The sequence below is a fragment of the Enterococcus sp. AZ063 genome (genome assembly GCF_051715045.1).
In the GTDB taxonomy this organism is placed as follows: domain Bacteria; phylum Bacillota; class Bacilli; order Lactobacillales; family Enterococcaceae; genus Enterococcus_D; species Enterococcus_D casseliflavus.
Window position 1 is genome coordinate 1583633 of sequence record NZ_JBIOTA010000001.1, and the last position, 16358, is coordinate 1599990.

Annotated in this window: 14 protein-coding genes; 8 read left to right on the plus strand and 6 right to left on the minus strand. The window is 39.4% G+C overall.

Annotated elements, in window-relative coordinates:
• Positions 1–197 precede the first annotated feature (197 nt).
• Together IGK61_RS07245 and IGK61_RS07250 are read right to left on the minus strand one after the other, a co-directional pair.
• Complete coding sequence (locus IGK61_RS07245; protein ID WP_311776546.1) at positions 198–1064, minus strand: IS3 family transposase; 867 nt, start codon at positions 1062–1064, stop codon at positions 198–200.
• Between the two features lie 26 nt (positions 1065–1090).
• Positions 1091–1783: a helix-turn-helix domain-containing protein gene (locus IGK61_RS07250; protein ID WP_205821544.1), complete on the minus strand. Its 693-nt coding sequence runs from the start codon at positions 1781–1783 to the stop codon at positions 1091–1093.
• 264 nt (positions 1784–2047) lie between these two features.
• On the opposite strand from IGK61_RS07250, the gene IGK61_RS07255 reads away from it, so the two are divergent.
• From IGK61_RS07255 to IGK61_RS07280, 6 genes are all read left to right on the plus strand, one after another.
• The gene (locus IGK61_RS07255; RefSeq protein ID WP_074536447.1) at positions 2048–3064 is read left to right on the plus strand and encodes a lipoate--protein ligase; all 1017 of its coding nucleotides are present in this window, start codon (positions 2048–2050) and stop codon (positions 3062–3064) included.
• A gap of 11 nt (positions 3065–3075) precedes the next feature.
• A complete protein-coding gene (locus IGK61_RS07260) occupies positions 3076–3801 on the plus strand; it encodes a methionine ABC transporter ATP-binding protein (protein WP_074536446.1) in 726 nt (241 codons plus the stop codon).
• Positions 3788–4456, plus strand: coding sequence for a methionine ABC transporter permease (locus tag IGK61_RS07265; RefSeq protein ID WP_074536445.1), 669 nt, complete (start codon positions 3788–3790; stop codon positions 4454–4456). The genes IGK61_RS07260 and IGK61_RS07265 overlap by 14 nt, the downstream gene beginning before the upstream one ends.
• A 5-nt stretch (positions 4457–4461) precedes the next feature.
• Positions 4462–5277, plus strand: coding sequence for a MetQ/NlpA family ABC transporter substrate-binding protein (locus IGK61_RS07270; RefSeq protein ID WP_074536444.1), 816 nt, complete (start codon positions 4462–4464; stop codon positions 5275–5277).
• Positions 5278–5468: 191 nt separating this feature from the next.
• Positions 5469–7049, plus strand: coding sequence for a peptide chain release factor 3 (locus IGK61_RS07275; RefSeq protein WP_005225872.1), 1581 nt, complete (start codon positions 5469–5471; stop codon positions 7047–7049).
• A 797-nt stretch (positions 7050–7846) separates the two neighbouring features.
• Positions 7847–8413: a hypothetical protein gene (locus IGK61_RS07280; RefSeq protein ID WP_270266580.1), complete on the plus strand. Its 567-nt coding sequence runs from the start codon at positions 7847–7849 to the stop codon at positions 8411–8413.
• Positions 8414–8597: 184 nt separating this feature from the next.
• Here the strand turns inward: IGK61_RS07280 and IGK61_RS07285 are convergent, their stop codons facing one another.
• Positions 8598–9656 (minus strand): hypothetical protein, encoded by a 1059-nt coding sequence (locus IGK61_RS07285; RefSeq protein ID WP_167827391.1) that lies wholly within the window; start codon positions 9654–9656, stop codon positions 8598–8600.
• A gap of 21 nt (positions 9657–9677) precedes the next feature.
• Positions 9678–10172, minus strand: a complete 495-nt coding sequence (locus IGK61_RS07290) for a hypothetical protein (protein WP_074536442.1) — start codon at positions 10170–10172, stop codon at positions 9678–9680.
• 1032 nt (positions 10173–11204) lie between these two features.
• On the opposite strand from IGK61_RS07290, the gene IGK61_RS07295 reads away from it, so the two are divergent.
• The gene (locus tag IGK61_RS07295) at positions 11205–11672 is read left to right on the plus strand and encodes a hypothetical protein (RefSeq protein WP_016610197.1); all 468 of its coding nucleotides are present in this window, start codon (positions 11205–11207) and stop codon (positions 11670–11672) included.
• Between the two features lie 472 nt (positions 11673–12144).
• Positions 12145–13464 carry a helix-turn-helix domain-containing protein gene (locus IGK61_RS07300; protein ID WP_254777464.1) on the plus strand — a complete coding sequence of 440 codons (1320 nt, stop codon included), beginning with the start codon at positions 12145–12147 and terminating at the stop codon, positions 13462–13464.
• A gap of 162 nt (positions 13465–13626) precedes the next feature.
• Here IGK61_RS07300 and IGK61_RS07305 read toward each other — a convergent pair whose 3' ends face one another.
• Both IGK61_RS07305 and IGK61_RS07310 read right to left on the minus strand, forming a co-directional pair.
• Positions 13627–13938 (minus strand): DUF1827 family protein, encoded by a 312-nt coding sequence (locus tag IGK61_RS07305; protein WP_005225878.1) that lies wholly within the window; start codon positions 13936–13938, stop codon positions 13627–13629.
• Between the two features lie 148 nt (positions 13939–14086).
• Positions 14087–16351, minus strand: a complete 2265-nt coding sequence (locus IGK61_RS07310; RefSeq protein WP_205821503.1) for an ATP-dependent Clp protease ATP-binding subunit — start codon at positions 16349–16351, stop codon at positions 14087–14089.
• Positions 16352–16358 lie beyond the last annotated feature (7 nt).

Genomic DNA, 16358 nt, shown 5'->3' on the forward strand with positions numbered 1-16358 from the left:
TGAGAAAGACCAAGGCAACTGCTGGGCTCCCCGTCAAGTGGACAATGAAATAAAATAAAATTATTTTGACGACTGTCTACCGAAATTCGGTAGGCAGTTTTTATGTTTTTTACTTTGTTTAACCTCAACTTTGCTCGACTGGCCTCCTTTTTGGTTAAGCGGATTTATTCTATTCGCTTGTCCAAGAGGGGGAGTGATTAAGCTGCCATTAATAATTCTTGATGAACTTGGATCGGTGTTTTGCTCTTCAAACATCGTTGATAGCGACCATTGTTGTAATAGTTCATGTATTTCTCGATCATTTCAACGAGACTTTCTCTACTGATAAACTTTCGCCGATAATATTTTTCTCGCTTAAGCATTCCCCAGAAGCCTTCCATTGGACCATTATCGGTACAACGGGCGACACGAGACATACTCTGCTTCATTTTCGCTTTCTTTAGCTTTGTGCAAAATACTTTACTTGTATATTGAAATCCGCGATCGCTATGAAATAGCGGATGAGCGGTTGGTTCGGCGGCGACTGCTTGATCGAAGGTATCAAAGACTAATTTATTGTCATTTTTGTCGCTGATGACAAATGAAACAATGCGACGATCGGCGAGATCGAGAATAGCGCTCAAATAGATTTTCTTCACTTCGGCCCCTTCATAATACTTGAATTCACTCACATCTGTTAGCCATTTTTGATTCGGTTGATCCGCATAGAACTTTCGATTCAAATAATTTTTCGCAATATGATACGGAGTCTTGGATGCCTTAGTGATACTATTGCCTGAATGCTTGATGGTTGATTGGATTTGAAGTTTGCGACAGATTCGAAGAATACGCTTGTCATTCACTTGAAAGCCATAATCATTCACGAGATCTTCACAGATTCTGCGATATCCTTTATCGTTGTCTGCTTCATAAATATAACGAACAAGGTCTGCCAACTGTTCATTCAATACCACTTCAGGCAGTTTGGGATTTTTTAACCAACGATAATAGGCCGATCTTGTGACATGGAGCAGGGTACACATGGTGTTAATTGGATAGCTTTTTGTCTCGTGCAGCTCTTTGATCGATTGGTATTCAAACGTATGACGAACTAATTCAAATCCCGCCTCCTTTCTAACTCGCTGACTTTTTTTAACAGGTCATTTTCCATTTCAAGCAACTTGATCCGTCGTTCTTGTTGAGCCAGTTTATCGCGCATTTCTTCTTCGGGTGTTCTGGCAGGTTTACTTCCCGCTCGTTGCCCTCGACGGTCTTCTAAGCCTTTTTCTCCCATCTCGTCGTATTTCAACACCCAGTTCCGAACTTGTTGGTAAGAGACTTGGTACTGAATCGCGGTTTTCCCATAGTCTCGACCGTTGATAATACAGTCATGCACAATTTTAATTCGTTCATTCAATGTTGTTTTTCTGGATTTACTCATTCTACTTCCACCACTTTCTGATTTGAAGTTTCTATGAGTATTATATATCTTTAACCAGTCTTCTAATTGTTTTTTGTTACGAAGCCCGTATTTCTTGGCGACAGCTCTTAAGCTACCATGTGTTCCAGCTAAATAATCATGGACCGCATTCAGTTTCAACTCTGTTGAGTATGATTGATTCCTTTTTGTAGGGAGTAAACTTGTGGGTCCTTCATTCTCATAAAGAGTGATCCACCTTTCTATAGTACTGAAACTTACTTGTGCTTCTTTGGCCAGGCTGTTTATGCTAGCTTCATTTTTTAAAGCTCTTTCTACAAAAGCTAGCCGTTCTTCTGAACTTAATTTCATTTTTCCTCTAGACATACAAACTCCCCCTATATAAGCCACTTTATATTTCAGTGTCCTATATAGGGGGAGCATATCAACTGCTTTGGTCTTTTTTGTTCTTTTTTTTACTTATTCCCCTTGATTTGTTTGTAAGAAACGGTTACGATAAATCTAATCAATAATACAGTTTAAAAACAGATAAAAAAACACGTGTATCTTATCGTTAAGCAGTTTGATTGCAATTTTCCGTAAGAAAAGCGAGAATATCCATAGAAATCTAATAAGAACGAGGGGCTTGAAATGAAATTTTACCGTATGCTTAGTGAGGATATCCGTTACAATTTGGCAACTGAAGAGTATTTAATGAATAACGTAGATGTTTCAGAACCTTGTCTTCTGTTATACATACAAAAACCATGTGTTATAATCGGCAGAAATCAAAATGCGTATCAAGAGATTGATTTTGACTATTTAAGGAGTCGCAATATCGTGTTGACTCGCAGGACATCTGGCGGTGGAGCAGTTTATGACGATCTAGGCAACATGAGCTTTAGTTTTGTCACCAAAAAAGATGCCACGAGTTTTGGTGACTACCAAAGTGCAACACAACCGATCATGAAAGGCTTAGAGGCAATGGGAGCCAAGGAGGTAGAAGTGCATGGCCGCAATGATCTGTTCATTGATGGGAAAAAGTTTTCTGGCAATGCGATGTATACAAAAAAAGGTCGAACGTATTCTCATGGCACATTGATGTATGATGTGGATCTAGAAGAATTAACAAAAGTCCTACACGTTGCCCAAGAAAAAATTGCCTCTAAAGCAACGAAATCCGTACGGAAAAGTGTGACGAATATTAAACCGTATTTGGCAGAACAATACCAATCAATGGATACCAAGGCATTTCGAGACACACTCCTTTGCCGAATCTATGAAGTAGAATCGATTGATGAAATCAGTGAGCAAGAGATCGTCTTGACGGATACGGATCGCCAAGCGATCCAAACGTTGTTTGAAGAACGTTACGCGAACAATGAGTGGATTTTTAATGAAGCGCCTGCTTTTGAATGGCAAAAAAGAAAGCGGTTTGCGCAGGTTGGGATCGTTGAAGTCGATTTTACTGTCAACAAAGGCAAGATTGCAGCGATTCAAATTACCGGTGATTTTTTTGGACAAAAAGAGATCAGTGAACTTGAAGCGATGCTGCAAGGTATTGATTTTGAACAAAACACCATCAGCCGCTTGCTAAAGGATATTGCCATCGAGCAATTTATCCATCAGATGACTAACGCTGAATTTCTTGCGTTGCTGTTTGATTAGGAGGAAAAAAGATGTTAGAAGCGATCAACATCAAAAAGCGTTACGATCGAAACGTCCTAGATGGTCTTTCTTTTGCTGTTCAGCCGGGGGAAATTGTTGGGGTCGTCGGCAAAAGCGGCTCGGGGAAATCAACGTTGCTTCGGCTTTTGAACTTAATTGAGACACCTGACAGTGGGGAGCTGCTCTTTGACGGGAAACGAATCGATCCCTTAAACAAAAAGCAACTGCTACATGCGCAGCAGGAAATCGGCATGATTTTTCAAAATTACAATCTGCTACACAATCGAACCGTTTTTGAAAATGTCTATTTGCCCTTGAAGTTAATGGGGAAATCATCAAAGAAGGTGTTGGAGATGCTTTCATTTGTTGGGATGGAAGACAAAGCTGACAGTTATCCAGCCAAGTTGAGCGGTGGGGAGAAACAACGAGTAGCTATCGCACGGGCGTTGATCCGTGAGCCGAAAATCTTGCTGTGTGACGAACCCACTAGTGCGCTGGATGAAGATACGAAAGCCGATGTACTTGCTTTACTGCAAAAAGTTCAACAGACGTTTCAGCCAGCAGTCATTTTCGTTAGTCATGAGCTAACCGCAGTCAGACATATTTGTCAACGTGTGTTTGTATTGGAAGATGCCGTCTTTGCGGCGGAATTTGTCAATCATCCGCAGCCAATTGTCCGCAAAGAAAGCTCTTATGTGGACAAAGTGGAGAGGAGTTTGCTGCATGACGATCAGTGAGAGTATTTTGTATTATCTGCCTGAACTACTTCAGTCTTTGAAAGAAACAGCGATCATGATGGGGATTTCGATGCTCGCAGCCATTGTCTTAGGACTACCGCTAGGTGTCTGGCTCTTCCTTAGCCGCAGTCGTGGAAAAATAATCTCATTTCTTTATGAGGGTTTGAATCTCGTTGTGACGATCATCCGCTCGTTTCCGTTTCTATTATTTGTCGTAGCCTTGATCCCACTGACGCGAATGCTTTTAGGCAGCTCATTTGGACCGATTCCCGCCAGTTTCCCTTTGAGTATCGTTGCTATGAGTATTTTTGCTCGCTTGACGGAGCAAGTACTGCTGGATGTCCCAGAAGAAGTTTCTTATTTGGCGAAATCCCTTGGCGTCAGTCAATGGCAATACGTTTGGTCGTTTTTACTAGTGGAAGCTAGAAGCGGCTTGATTTTATCTTTAACGACGACAGCAGTCAGTATGGTTTCTTATTCGACGGTGATGGGGATCGTCGGCGGTGGTGGTATCGGCGATTTTGCGATCCGCTATGGCTATCAACGATATGAATATGGCGTCATGTATTTTGCAATTATCATCATGATTCTTTTGGTCTTTATCCTGCAAGGGATTGGCAATCAAGCAGCAAGAAAACTTGATAAACGAAAATAGGAGGAATGAAAGTGAAAAAAGGATTTGTTTTAGGATTTAGTGTATTGGCATTAGGTGTATTGGGGGCTTGCGGTACGGGTTCGGATGAGGCGAGCGAAGAGAAAATCATCAAGGTCGCTTCGCAAACGACGCCAATGACCGATGTCGTAAAAGTTGCAGCGGAAGCAGTGGAAGATGGCTGGGAAATCCAGTTGGTCCAAGTCAATGACAATATCCAGTACAATGAGCTGCTGAATAATGACGAGGTCGATGCCAACTTTGCGCAACATGAACCATATATGCAAATGTATAATGAAGAAAAAGATGCAAACCTAGTGGCATTAGATAAAATCTACAACGCAAAAGTCGGTTTTTATTCCAAAGAGTATACGGATATCAATGATATTCCAGAAGGAACAAAAGTTGCATTGCCGAATGATGTGTCTAACGAAGGTCGAGCGTTAGCGATTTTAGCAGAAGAAGGATTGATCACCCTTAAAGATGGCGTTGGTGTTAATGGAACACTTAAAGACGTTACCGAAAATCCCAAAAACTTTGAATGGTTATCTGTTGATTTACTGAATCTTGCGGAAGCCTATGATGAACCGAATGTATCCTTGGTATACAACTACCCAACCTATATCGCGAAAATCGGTTTGAAACCAGCCGATGCCCTTTTCTTAGAAAAAACGATCGATGATCGCTTTGCTATCTCATTGGTTGCTCGAGAAGACAATCAAGATTCTGAAAAAATCGCCGTTTTGCGCCGTGCCATGACTAGCGATAAAGTTCGCGAATTTTTAGAAAACGACCATAGCGATACCTTATTGCCAGCATTTTAATTTCTTTCCATCAAATGGAAAGAACGCCCTTTGCCTAACTCTGTAAAAGAGAGTAGTCAAAGGGATTTCTTGTCTTTTTTTGCTTTTTTATCACCCTTATCCATGATATACTGATTTGGTCAGAAAACTAGCGACAGGTTAAAATAGACACTGTTCGCATTGTAAATACAAGAAATGGAGCAATAAAATCAATGGATAATCCAAAATTAAAACAACAAGTAGATAGTCGCCGTACCTTTGCGATTATTTCCCACCCGGATGCGGGGAAAACAACCATTACAGAACAATTATTATTATTCGGTGGCGCGATTCGCCAAGCTGGTACGGTCAAAGGGAAAAAGACTGGGAATTTCGCAAAGTCCGACTGGATGGAAATTGAAAAACAACGGGGGATCTCCGTTACCAGTTCTGTTATGCAGTTTGATTACCAAGGCAAACGGGTCAATATTTTAGATACCCCTGGGCATGAGGACTTTTCTGAAGATACCTACCGTACCTTGATGGCGGTGGATAGTGCGGTCATGGTGATCGATAGCGCAAAAGGGATCGAAGCGCAAACGAAAAAACTCTTCCAGGTCGTTAAAAAACGCGGTATTCCGATTTTTACCTTTATCAATAAACTCGACCGTGATGGCCGCGAACCATTAGAATTATTAGAAGAACTAGAAGATCTTTTAGAGATCGAATCATTTCCAATGAATTGGCCGATCGGCATGGGGAAAGGCTTAGAAGGACTGTATGATATCCATAACCAACGGGTCGAATTTTATCGTCCAGACAATCACGGTGGGGAACGTTTAGTTGCCCTAGATGAAAATGGTCAATTTCCTGCAGATCATCCATTTGCCGAAGATGGGCTGTTCCAACAAGTTTTAGAAGAAGTAGAATTACTGCAAGAAGCTGGCGATGCCTTTGATACAGAAAAAATCGCACGAGGCGATCAAACACCCGTGTTCTTTGGTTCCGCCCTTACGAATTTCGGCGTGCAGACCTTTTTGGAAACCTTCTTGTCCTTTGCACCAGCGCCTTACGGTCACAAAACTTTGGCTGGTGATGAAGTCAGTCCTTATGAACCAGAAATGTCTGGGTTTGTGTTCAAGATCCAAGCAAATATGAACCCTGCCCATCGTGACCGGATCGCCTTTGTCCGTATTTGTTCAGGAACCTTTGAACGAGGCATGGACGTGACACTTGAGCGTACTGGCAAAAAAATGAAACTCAGCAATGTGACACAATTTATGGCAGACACCCGAGAAAATATTGAAGAAGCAGTCGCTGGAGATATTATCGGGGTTTATGATACGGGAAATTACCAAATTGGCGATACGATCTATGAAGGAAAACTAAAAGTTGCTTACGAAGAGTTGCCATCGTTTACTCCGGAACTCTTTATGAAAGTCACTGCAAAAAATGTGATGAAGCAAAAATCTTTCCACAAAGGAATCTATCAGTTGGTCCAAGAAGGGGCTATCCAGTTGTACAAGACGTATCTGAGTGATGAGTATATCATCGGTGCTGTCGGGCAACTGCAATTTGAAGTTTTCCAATATCGCATGATGAATGAGTACAATGCCGAAGTCATTATGACCCCAATGGGCCACAAGATCGCCCGTTGGATCGATCCGAAAGACTTGGATGAGCGTATGAGCTCAAGCCGTAACATTTTAGCGAAAGACCGTTTCGACCAGCCATTGTTCTTGTTTGAGAACCAATTTGCGATGCGCTGGTTCGCAGATAAGTACCCAGACGTCGAATTGAAGAGTTTGATGTAAGAGTCGTTTCCCGCGAGACTGTCTAGGTATGCGCAACATTGTACGTAAGGCTGATCTTTTTTAATTGAACGATCGTAGAAAGTCCTTTCTTATCCAAATGGATAAGAAGGGGCTTTTTTTGCTGAAAACGTGCTTTTGATACAGAAGGAAGGTTGCGTGATTGGGGGCAATCGTCCAATGATCAGACAATTATCCTAATTCATAACCATTCTTTTAAAAGAAGATAAAATGAGTCGGAAAAAGAGCGTAGTATTAAAGGTGACCACAAGGAAATACACTTGAAATGAATAGAAAAAGATCATAGGCACATTTGATGGTTCAGGAAATTTTCTCCTTGTTTGAAAGTAGGGGGAAAGCAGAGAATAGATTGCAGTGATAGAGGTCGTTTAATCATTTGATCGAGGGACATGTTCTTTTTGTCAGATGCTACTAGTGAAGCCTAAGCTTTCTTTATCTGAGCATGAATCGGTGATAGCCCTTGAAACTTCATTTGAAGCACTTCTAACAGATGGTTTAAGTATTCAGTTGGTGTACCATGGCTTCGGGACGCCAAAATGAATTAGTCTTATTGCTAGTCTACTAGTTATCTATCTATCGATTTTGCTAAAGCAAATGATTATATATTAAATAAAAGTGATTTCTGAAAGCAGAAAGGGGACCAGGTAGTGCTAAAAAGCTTGTTATTCATATTTTCGGCGATATTTTTCTTTCCAACAGTAGAGGTTGCGGCTGATGAGGTTTCCAAAATTTTAATTTTTGATTTGAACACGATTGACTTTAAGGACGAACACTATTATTTGTTGAAAACCACACAAGATCTTCAGCTGACCGTCAATAGCAACGGCAGTGAAGGTGCTTTTGACGTAACGATCACGGCTGTCGGAGAAGGATTTTCAGCAGAATTAAACAGCGTGAACGGTTCGGAAGAGAAGATCATTCAGATTGAGGATACTGATGAAGCATCAATGATTCTTAATGTAGCCGCAACATTGAACATAAAGGAATATCTTGATGCCAACTCTGAGTACTACCTATCAGTCACGTTTACAGCAATTGATGATTCAGAGACCTTTACGAAAGATATAAAAATGAATCAGTCGGATGAGGAAAAAGAAGAGACATCGGATGAAAACTTGACAGATGAAGACCAAGAGGATGAAAAGAAAGAAGACGATGGCATTGAAGATGAATCTGAACGCCCAGAGGAAGAAGACTCATTAGAGAATGATTCATTCAGCCAAGAAGAATCACTTGAGGATATCAATGATGATACTGTCCATGAGGATCGTTTAGAGGAAGAGTGCCAGTGCGAGATAGAGACAATTTTTATAAAAGAAGTGATTTTTGATAAAAGATATGTTTAAAACTAGTGTAGGAAAAACCGCTTAGCTGAATAGGAGCGGTTTTTTGCTGCACATCTTTTTCTAATACTAGGTGATAAGTGCTTTTGCTGGAACAAGTTTGTGACTAATTGGTGGTACTAAAAAAAGGAGCTTTGAAGCGACCTCCAAAAGTTAGTCCTAAAAGCTAACTTTTGGGGTCACAACACTAGCCCTCTCTTTTTCTTTTTGATTTAAAAATATAGATGACTGCAGCTGCCAACGCTGCAACGAGAACAAAGATGATCCAGATAAGGATTTGATTATTTTTCTGAACATCGGCAGTGTTCGTTGGACGGTTCTCTTTTTTGAAGTTATCCAAGTCTTCTTTCTCATAGGAAAAAGTAGTCGTGATCGCTTTTCTAGTTGTTTCTATAGTTAAACGGTATTCGCCTTCAATAAGTTCACTATCGTCTATTAAAGGAATCTGCATTCTTGATCTGGTTAACGGCGTTAAAAGAACGGAATCTGCTAACTCCCCAGAGGCAATTGTTTCTCCATTTGGGTTTATTAGTTCGTAGAGCGCATTGTTTAAGTTGCCTAAAATAGGATTATAGTTGAGGGCATAAAATTGTAGGTTTACCGTATCTTGAAGCGCAACAAAGAAGAAATCTTCATAAACGACGTCTTTGAGCTCTTCTACATCACTAAAAAGTAAGTTGATAAAAATAAGTGACTCATACACAGATTTGATACCAACTGAATCTTCTGCTGTTTCAAGACCCATGATCTGACTAAAATTGATTGCCCCCATCACGGTTCCTTCACGTGCAGGCTCCTCTGGAAGAGTGATTGTAACGGTCACAAGAACGGATTCATTTGGGAGAATCTCGATTTGATCATCGTCATCTAATGCTTCTGATTCGATCAATGCATAATTTGAAAAGTTATACTTATCATCTAGCAGTAAAGTCAAGTCATCGCTATAGATGATAGCCGATTCTCGTGAGAGAGCAGTAGAGGTGTAAGGCGTGACAACAATGGATGAGTCACCAGATCCAACATTTTCTAGAAAAATTTCAACAGTATACGCCGTCTCCTTTTCCGGAGAAATACTCAAGGTATTATCTGAAATTTTGTACTCCGTTTCTCTCAGAGTAAGTTTCAGTGAGTTCGTCGTCTCATCGGCATTTGCATTACGGATGTTTGTATTGCTGACCAGTGTTAGTAAGAGAAGCAACACAGAAATCCTTAGAAAAGGATTTCTGTGTTTGAATGTATGATTCATGATTTTTTTTCCTTCTGAAAATTATAAAGGTGGAGTTTCACCAGTATCGGTAGCATCTTGTGCAGTTATTGTAATGACAGGTCTGTTTTCGTCATCATATGCTATGGCGGAGACTCTATCAATCGTGAACGTTACTTCTTTACTTTCGTTTGCAGCAGAATATGCCAATGCCTCTACAGGAATTAGTGCATTTTCTGTGATGCTGATTGTATTTTCTGGTGCAGTAGTCACAATATTAACTGTTTTTGCAGCAGAAGTTAAGTTTTGTAATGTACCCCCAACGTTTGGTATGGCTCCAGAGACTTTTCCGCCGTTTTCTTCCAATATATCAGAAGTAATTTCTACAGAAGACGTTTCTTCTGGCATTAGTTCATTAAACTGGAATGTTGCAACACCATCAATAACTTCAATTTCAATAGGTTTGGTAATTGTTGGTATAGTATTGGCAAACGCGTTGACTCCTCCGGCTAACAACAAAGATGCAATGAATGTAGTACCCAAAATAACTTTTTTCATAATAAAACCTCACTTTAATTTTTGCAGATGAATTACTGCTTAAATAAAGTATACAATGATGGTGTATTATGTTATTATCCGTTTTTTCGCTATTTTTAATGAAAAAGTAGAAAGTATTTTATTAATCTGATTTTTTTATACAATAATTTAATTAAATATTCTAGTGGTCAAATGATGCTGATTATCAAGTCGACCTATCTTTCTGTCTACGAATTATCAATTCGGTAATAATGACTATGAAAGTAAATTTGTTGCAGGGTCATATTTTGGCTTTTATTTTAAGTCAAAGCCTTCTCAGAGTTGAAAGAATTGTCGTTCCAACTAGGATTGGACCTAAAAAACGAAAAAAATGTTATTCGTAGTCTCTGAGAATTTGCTCTGAATCAGTCGCTGTCAGAGAAACGAGTTCTGAAAATTCATGTTTAATATTTCTTTAGTGAACCCCTGCAATTCAATAGAAATCAACTTTCTATCATTTTTAAGAAACTATTTTGGAAGTAGCTTTACGCGTATGAACAGTTGCGTAGGGTGGTGATTAAAAAGTATGATTCTATATATGTATTCCTATTGGATAGGTATATCAAAGTTACTTATTTAAAAAATATCAATTAACGTTTTCATTCAATTTGTAATCTGCCCCTACAAATCTTCTAGCTTCAAGCGACAGAGACATCAAGGGTTACTCCTGTGTTAATAAACGTTCATGTTTGTTTCATTATAAAGAAATCTCAAAAAACTAACTGTGTGGGATGGCTATCTCATGAACCATAGATTTTAATAGGAAGCATATTTTTTTAAGAATATACAATCAGACTCTTTGAAGAAAGCTTTGAAAGAGTTTTTTTGTCTTTCTTAATTTTATGAAGTTGCTACCCGTTTCTAATCGACAGGTCTTTTAGTCAGTAGAAAGAAAAAGAGTGACAATGATTATTTTATTTGTAGTTTTTTTGAAAAAAAGACGATAAAAATCAGCTGGTTCTTACTATATCCTTAATAGCAGAGGATCAAAGTTCTTTTAAGGAGTGAATCAAAATGCTGCAAACCAGAATAAATTTCAGTGGACAAAAGAATGCTACCATGTTGACTGTGCGCTTTTTCAGCAACAAGACGAACACGATTTTAGAGAGAAATTTAATTGTGGATCAAGAGGATGATCGTCAATCGGTTCTTGACTACTTAGCAGAATCACTAGGGGAAATCAACATCTTGCAATACTCTTCGAAAAACGTTTTGTGTATCGCTGAACGTTCAAGGCTAGAAAAAGCAGGAGGCACGCATCGATTGGAACATTTTTGGGGAGATGTCATCAGTTATATCGTTGAGTGCGTGGATAAATCTGGTATTCATTATGATTTGCATGTCATTGGCAATGTTGATTCGGATGATGAAGAAATTATGCGGGCAATTAATGAGATGAGTGATGAATTGTCGATCATCAACATTTATGAATACAAAGATTGCTGGCTAAAAAGAGAAGATATTTTATTACAAGCTCTTTGAAATGAACTTGATTCCTCAAAGAAGTTTGTCCAGCTAGAAAATGATTTTACTCTCCAAGTCACTTACCAATCAATGAAAGAATACGAATTTTTTCTAAGTCTATGGAAACAGCTAATTCACAGGATCTTTTTAATGGTTTCCTACACTTTTTTGTTACAAAAGGTAAGAATCGTTTCACAAGTTTTTCTCACCCGTTCTGTTTTAAGAAGCGGGAATTTTTCTGAAGTTTTTATTAAAATTGTCCGTTTAATGAAAAAAGAGGCTCAAATTTAAGTTTATTTTACTATAATTGGAAACTAGGATACTTTTTAAATAAGGCGGGTAAAAAATTTTGGAATATATAGAAAAGTTGTATAGGTTTTATTTAACCAAAAAACAGGTAGATAAATTAACTATTATTAGAAATATCATTTTGGAGAAGCAGCTGTCTCTTGATAAAATATGTGAAACGATAAACAAATCTTTGTATCAGGTGAAAATATTGATCAATGAAATCGCCGAAGATATGAGAGAGTTTACGACCTTTGACGAGTCTATTTTTTTGTTGAAAAAGAGAACCGTTTATTTGTCACGAGAATTAAACGAAGAACAAAGCCTGCATATTTTTGTGAATCTAAAGAAGAAGTATTTCTTAGAATCTCCTTATTATCGTCTATTATCCTATTTGTTAAGAAAAAGAAAGACCCGTATGGTGGACATCTCAGAAGAATTGATTTTTAGTATTTCTTATTGTTATAAATTGATCAGCTATCTGAAAAAAATGCTGGTTATCCAAAATGTCCCGATTACTATCAATAACAATACAGATTCCATTGATCTGACAGGGGCAGAGCCTTGTGTGCGGATGTACCACTATTTAGTTGAGATCATGGCTTGTAATGTTTACATCAATCAGCGCACCCGTGCAAGCGTTGAATTAGCTGCGAAAGAATATGAGCCGTTGAAAACTACAAAAGTGAAGCACGACATTATGTTTTCAATCATTGAAAATGCGGTGTTGAGGGGCTATATCGTCAATGAATTAGACGAAGCTTCCATCGCTATTTATGAGCAAATCAAGCAACTCAATGGGGAAAAACAAGTGATCAAGCTGCTGCCGATCAGAAGTCAGCAAGATATCGAGAAAGAACAGATTTTTTATCATTTCTGGGTTTTTCTCTTCATACCTGAAACGATCTCGGATCAAGAGAAACTTCTTTTAGGAAAACAGCTGCGAAACCTCTCGGGGAATCCATTGGTCGAATTTTCTGCCGATGTTGTGGCTGTCTTGTCGCAAAAGTATGATCTTTCCAAAGCGATCGAAGCGTTTCTTACCTATGAATTAGTGATGAATACATGGGGCTGTCTTCATCTCTTTTTGGATAGTTTTGTGTCTACTGAAGATTTGTCCTCTACGAACGAACGCGTATTAGAGGTGGAGGAGCTGATTGGGACCGTCTTGCAGCGCCATTCGTTTGTAATAGAAAAAGAAGCCCTTTTCTTAAGGAAAATCGCTCAGATTACAGCATCTTATTTACCTATCCAAAAAGAGGAACCGATTCGCATTGGTATTTCTCTTTTGAACCACCCAGAATATATTCCGGTCATTAAGAACAAACTATTGAAAATTTACAATGAAAATGTGATTCACTTTAGTTCGAACTTAGGAGACTCAGACATACTGGTTTCTGATGGCGTGCTGATCCATAATGAGTCACAGAAATTTACATTTTTTGGCAATGTTCATAGTACCAAGGATTGGCACAATCTACATGTGATGATCCAGTCGATGATTTCTAATAAATATACTTGAAAAAGAGAGCGTAACGCTCTCTTTTTTTGCTTGACTATCAGGTAGCGTTGGTCGAAGTACTAGGCGAAAGAAGGAGGAGAGAAGACAAAAAAAGATATCTATAAAAGAGGGCTGCGACAGTCACCTTTTATAGATATTTTTTAAACACGTGATTAGGCAAAGCTAACGTGAGGAAGACAACGTTTTTTTGATGGAGATTTCTACCACTTCGGGCATTTGGATCACAGAGATCGTAGCAGGATCATAGGAGCCATCAGGTAATTTTTTCAAGAAGTAATTTTTGATTTCTTCTACTTCCGTCGGGCGAATATTCCGTTTTTTATTGATCAGCAAAATTTCATTGTGGTTCGGCGCTGAGGTAAAGATCACGGTCGTGTCTCCGGCAGTGTAAACCTTTACAAGTTCTGCGTCGGTATTTTCAAGTTGATTCAATACTAGTCGAGAATGGCTGTTTGTAACGTTGATTAATTTCACCAGACTCACCTCACATTCTATGTATTTATTAATAACATTATAGGTCGTTTTTTTTCAAAAGAAAAGCCAGACAACTCGGAATTACCCAATTTTTTGGCAAAACATGGTTGTCTGGCAAAACGAACGGATTGGTCACCGTTTTGACACGTTATTGCTCATCTGTTTCCGATGGTTTTTCCTCTTCAGCAGAAGGTGTTTCTTGAGGAAGTGCAGAGGATTCGGCTGAAGTTACAACGATTTTATCGGAATCCTCCAATTGTGCTTTTAATTGACGAACTTGAGGATGCTCAAGATAATATTCAGCAATCCCGTCTTCGATTTGATCTTGGATGGTCCTGCGCAATGGGCGAGCACCCATCGTTGCACTGTAACCTAGATCGACCAGTTTTTCTTGCACGTCTTGTGGAACATCGATATGCAATTTTTGATGACTAAGTGTTTGATTGACATCATGCAGCATAAGGGACACGATCGATAACAAGTTTTCCTTGCTTAGTACCTTGAATTCGATGATCCCGTCAAAGCGATTGAGAAATTCTGGCGTAAAGTAATTGTTCAATTGATTTAACACGGAACGAGTGATGCCTTCACGCGCTGCGCCAAAGCCGACGTTGGCTTCAACTTTGCCAGTTCCAGCATTACTTGTCATGATGATCAAGGTATCTTTAAAGCTGACTGTACGTCCTTGGGCATCCGTCAAACGACCATCATCGAGAATTTGCAAGAACATATGCAATACATCAGGATGGGCTTTTTCCACTTCGTCTAATAAAATCAGGCTATATGGATTCCGACGAACTTTTTCCGTCAATTGACCCGCTTCTTCATAGCCAACGTAACCAGGAGGAGAGCCAATCAGTTTGGATACACTGTGTTTTTCCATGTATTCTGACATATCGAAACGAATCATCGATTCTTCAGAACCAAACATCTCATAGGCTAATTGTTTTGCTAATTCGGTTTTCCCGACACCGGTTGGACCGACGAATAAGAAAGAGCCAATTGGACGGTTTTGTTTGCCTAAACCGACCCGATTTCTGCGGATCGCTTTGGCTACTTTATCGATCGCTTCATCTTGTCCGATAACTTTAGCTTTCAAGTCATCCGCAAGATTTTTCAATTGCGTTTGTTCTTTTTCTTTCAATTCACCAACTGGAATATTTGTCCGTTCTTCAACGATTTGTTCCATGTCTTTTTCGGTAATGACTGGCGTTTCTTCTTCGCTGATTTGGCGTTCCTTCATTTTTTGCAATTTATTGATTTGATCGCGATAGTAAGCAGCTTTTTCGAAATCTTCTTCTCGAGAGGCAGCTTGTTTTTGCTCTTCCGCTTCTTGTAATTTCTTTTCGATCGTTTTTGGATCAACGATTTGGATCGTTAAGTTTTTCTTAGAACCTGTTTCATCTAGTAGATCGATTGCTTTATCAGGCAAGAATCGGTCTTGGATGTATCGGTTAGAAAGGGTAGCGGCAGCTGCGATCGCTTCATCAGTATATTTCACATGATGATAATCTTCATAACGTGGTTGCAAACCTTTTAAGATGCGGATCGTTTCTTCCACAGAAGGTTCATCCACCCGTACTGGTTGCAAACGGCGTTCTAAAGCAGCATCTTTTTCGATGATGCGGTATTCATTTAACGTCGTTGCTCCGACCATTTGTAGTTCTCCACGGGCAAGAGCTGGTTTTAAGATGTTTCCAGCATCCATATTTCCGTCGCCAGCTGCACCAGCGCCAACGATTTCATGGACTTCATCAATGAACAAAATCACGTTTTCTGCTTGCTTGATTTCTTCAATCAATTTTTGGATGCGTTCTTCGAATTGGCCACGAATACCTGTGCCTTGAACAAGAGACGCAACGTCCAAACGAATGACTTCTTTGTCCATCAGTTTTTGTGGTACATCGCCATCGACGATTTTTTGGGCTAACCCTTCAACGACGGCAGTTTTCCCAACCCCAGGTTCTCCAATAAGCACAGGGTTGTTTTTTGTTCGGCGATTAAGGATCTCAATCACTCGTTTGATCTCTGAATCACGACCTACGACTGGATCGACTTCGCCATCACGAGCCATTTGGGTAATATTGATACCGTATTCTCCTAACAGACCTGCAGCTGCTTGGTTATTGCGTGGAGGCTGACCGCCGACAAAACCATTACCGCCGGTTTGCGTCGGAGGGGTTTGTTCATAAGGGTTATTTCCTTGCTGCATCTGGCGAGACATTTGACGAAATAGATCATCAATATTGCCGAATCCAAAAGGATCTTGCGCCATTGCAGCTGCAGCATTCCCAGATTGAGCTTTTAATTTTTGGTAACAACTTTGACAATAATCGAGTTGTTTTCTTTGACCATTGACACTGGCATATAAATGAATAGACGCTTCATTTTTGCCGCAATTTTGACAAAGCATAGATTCA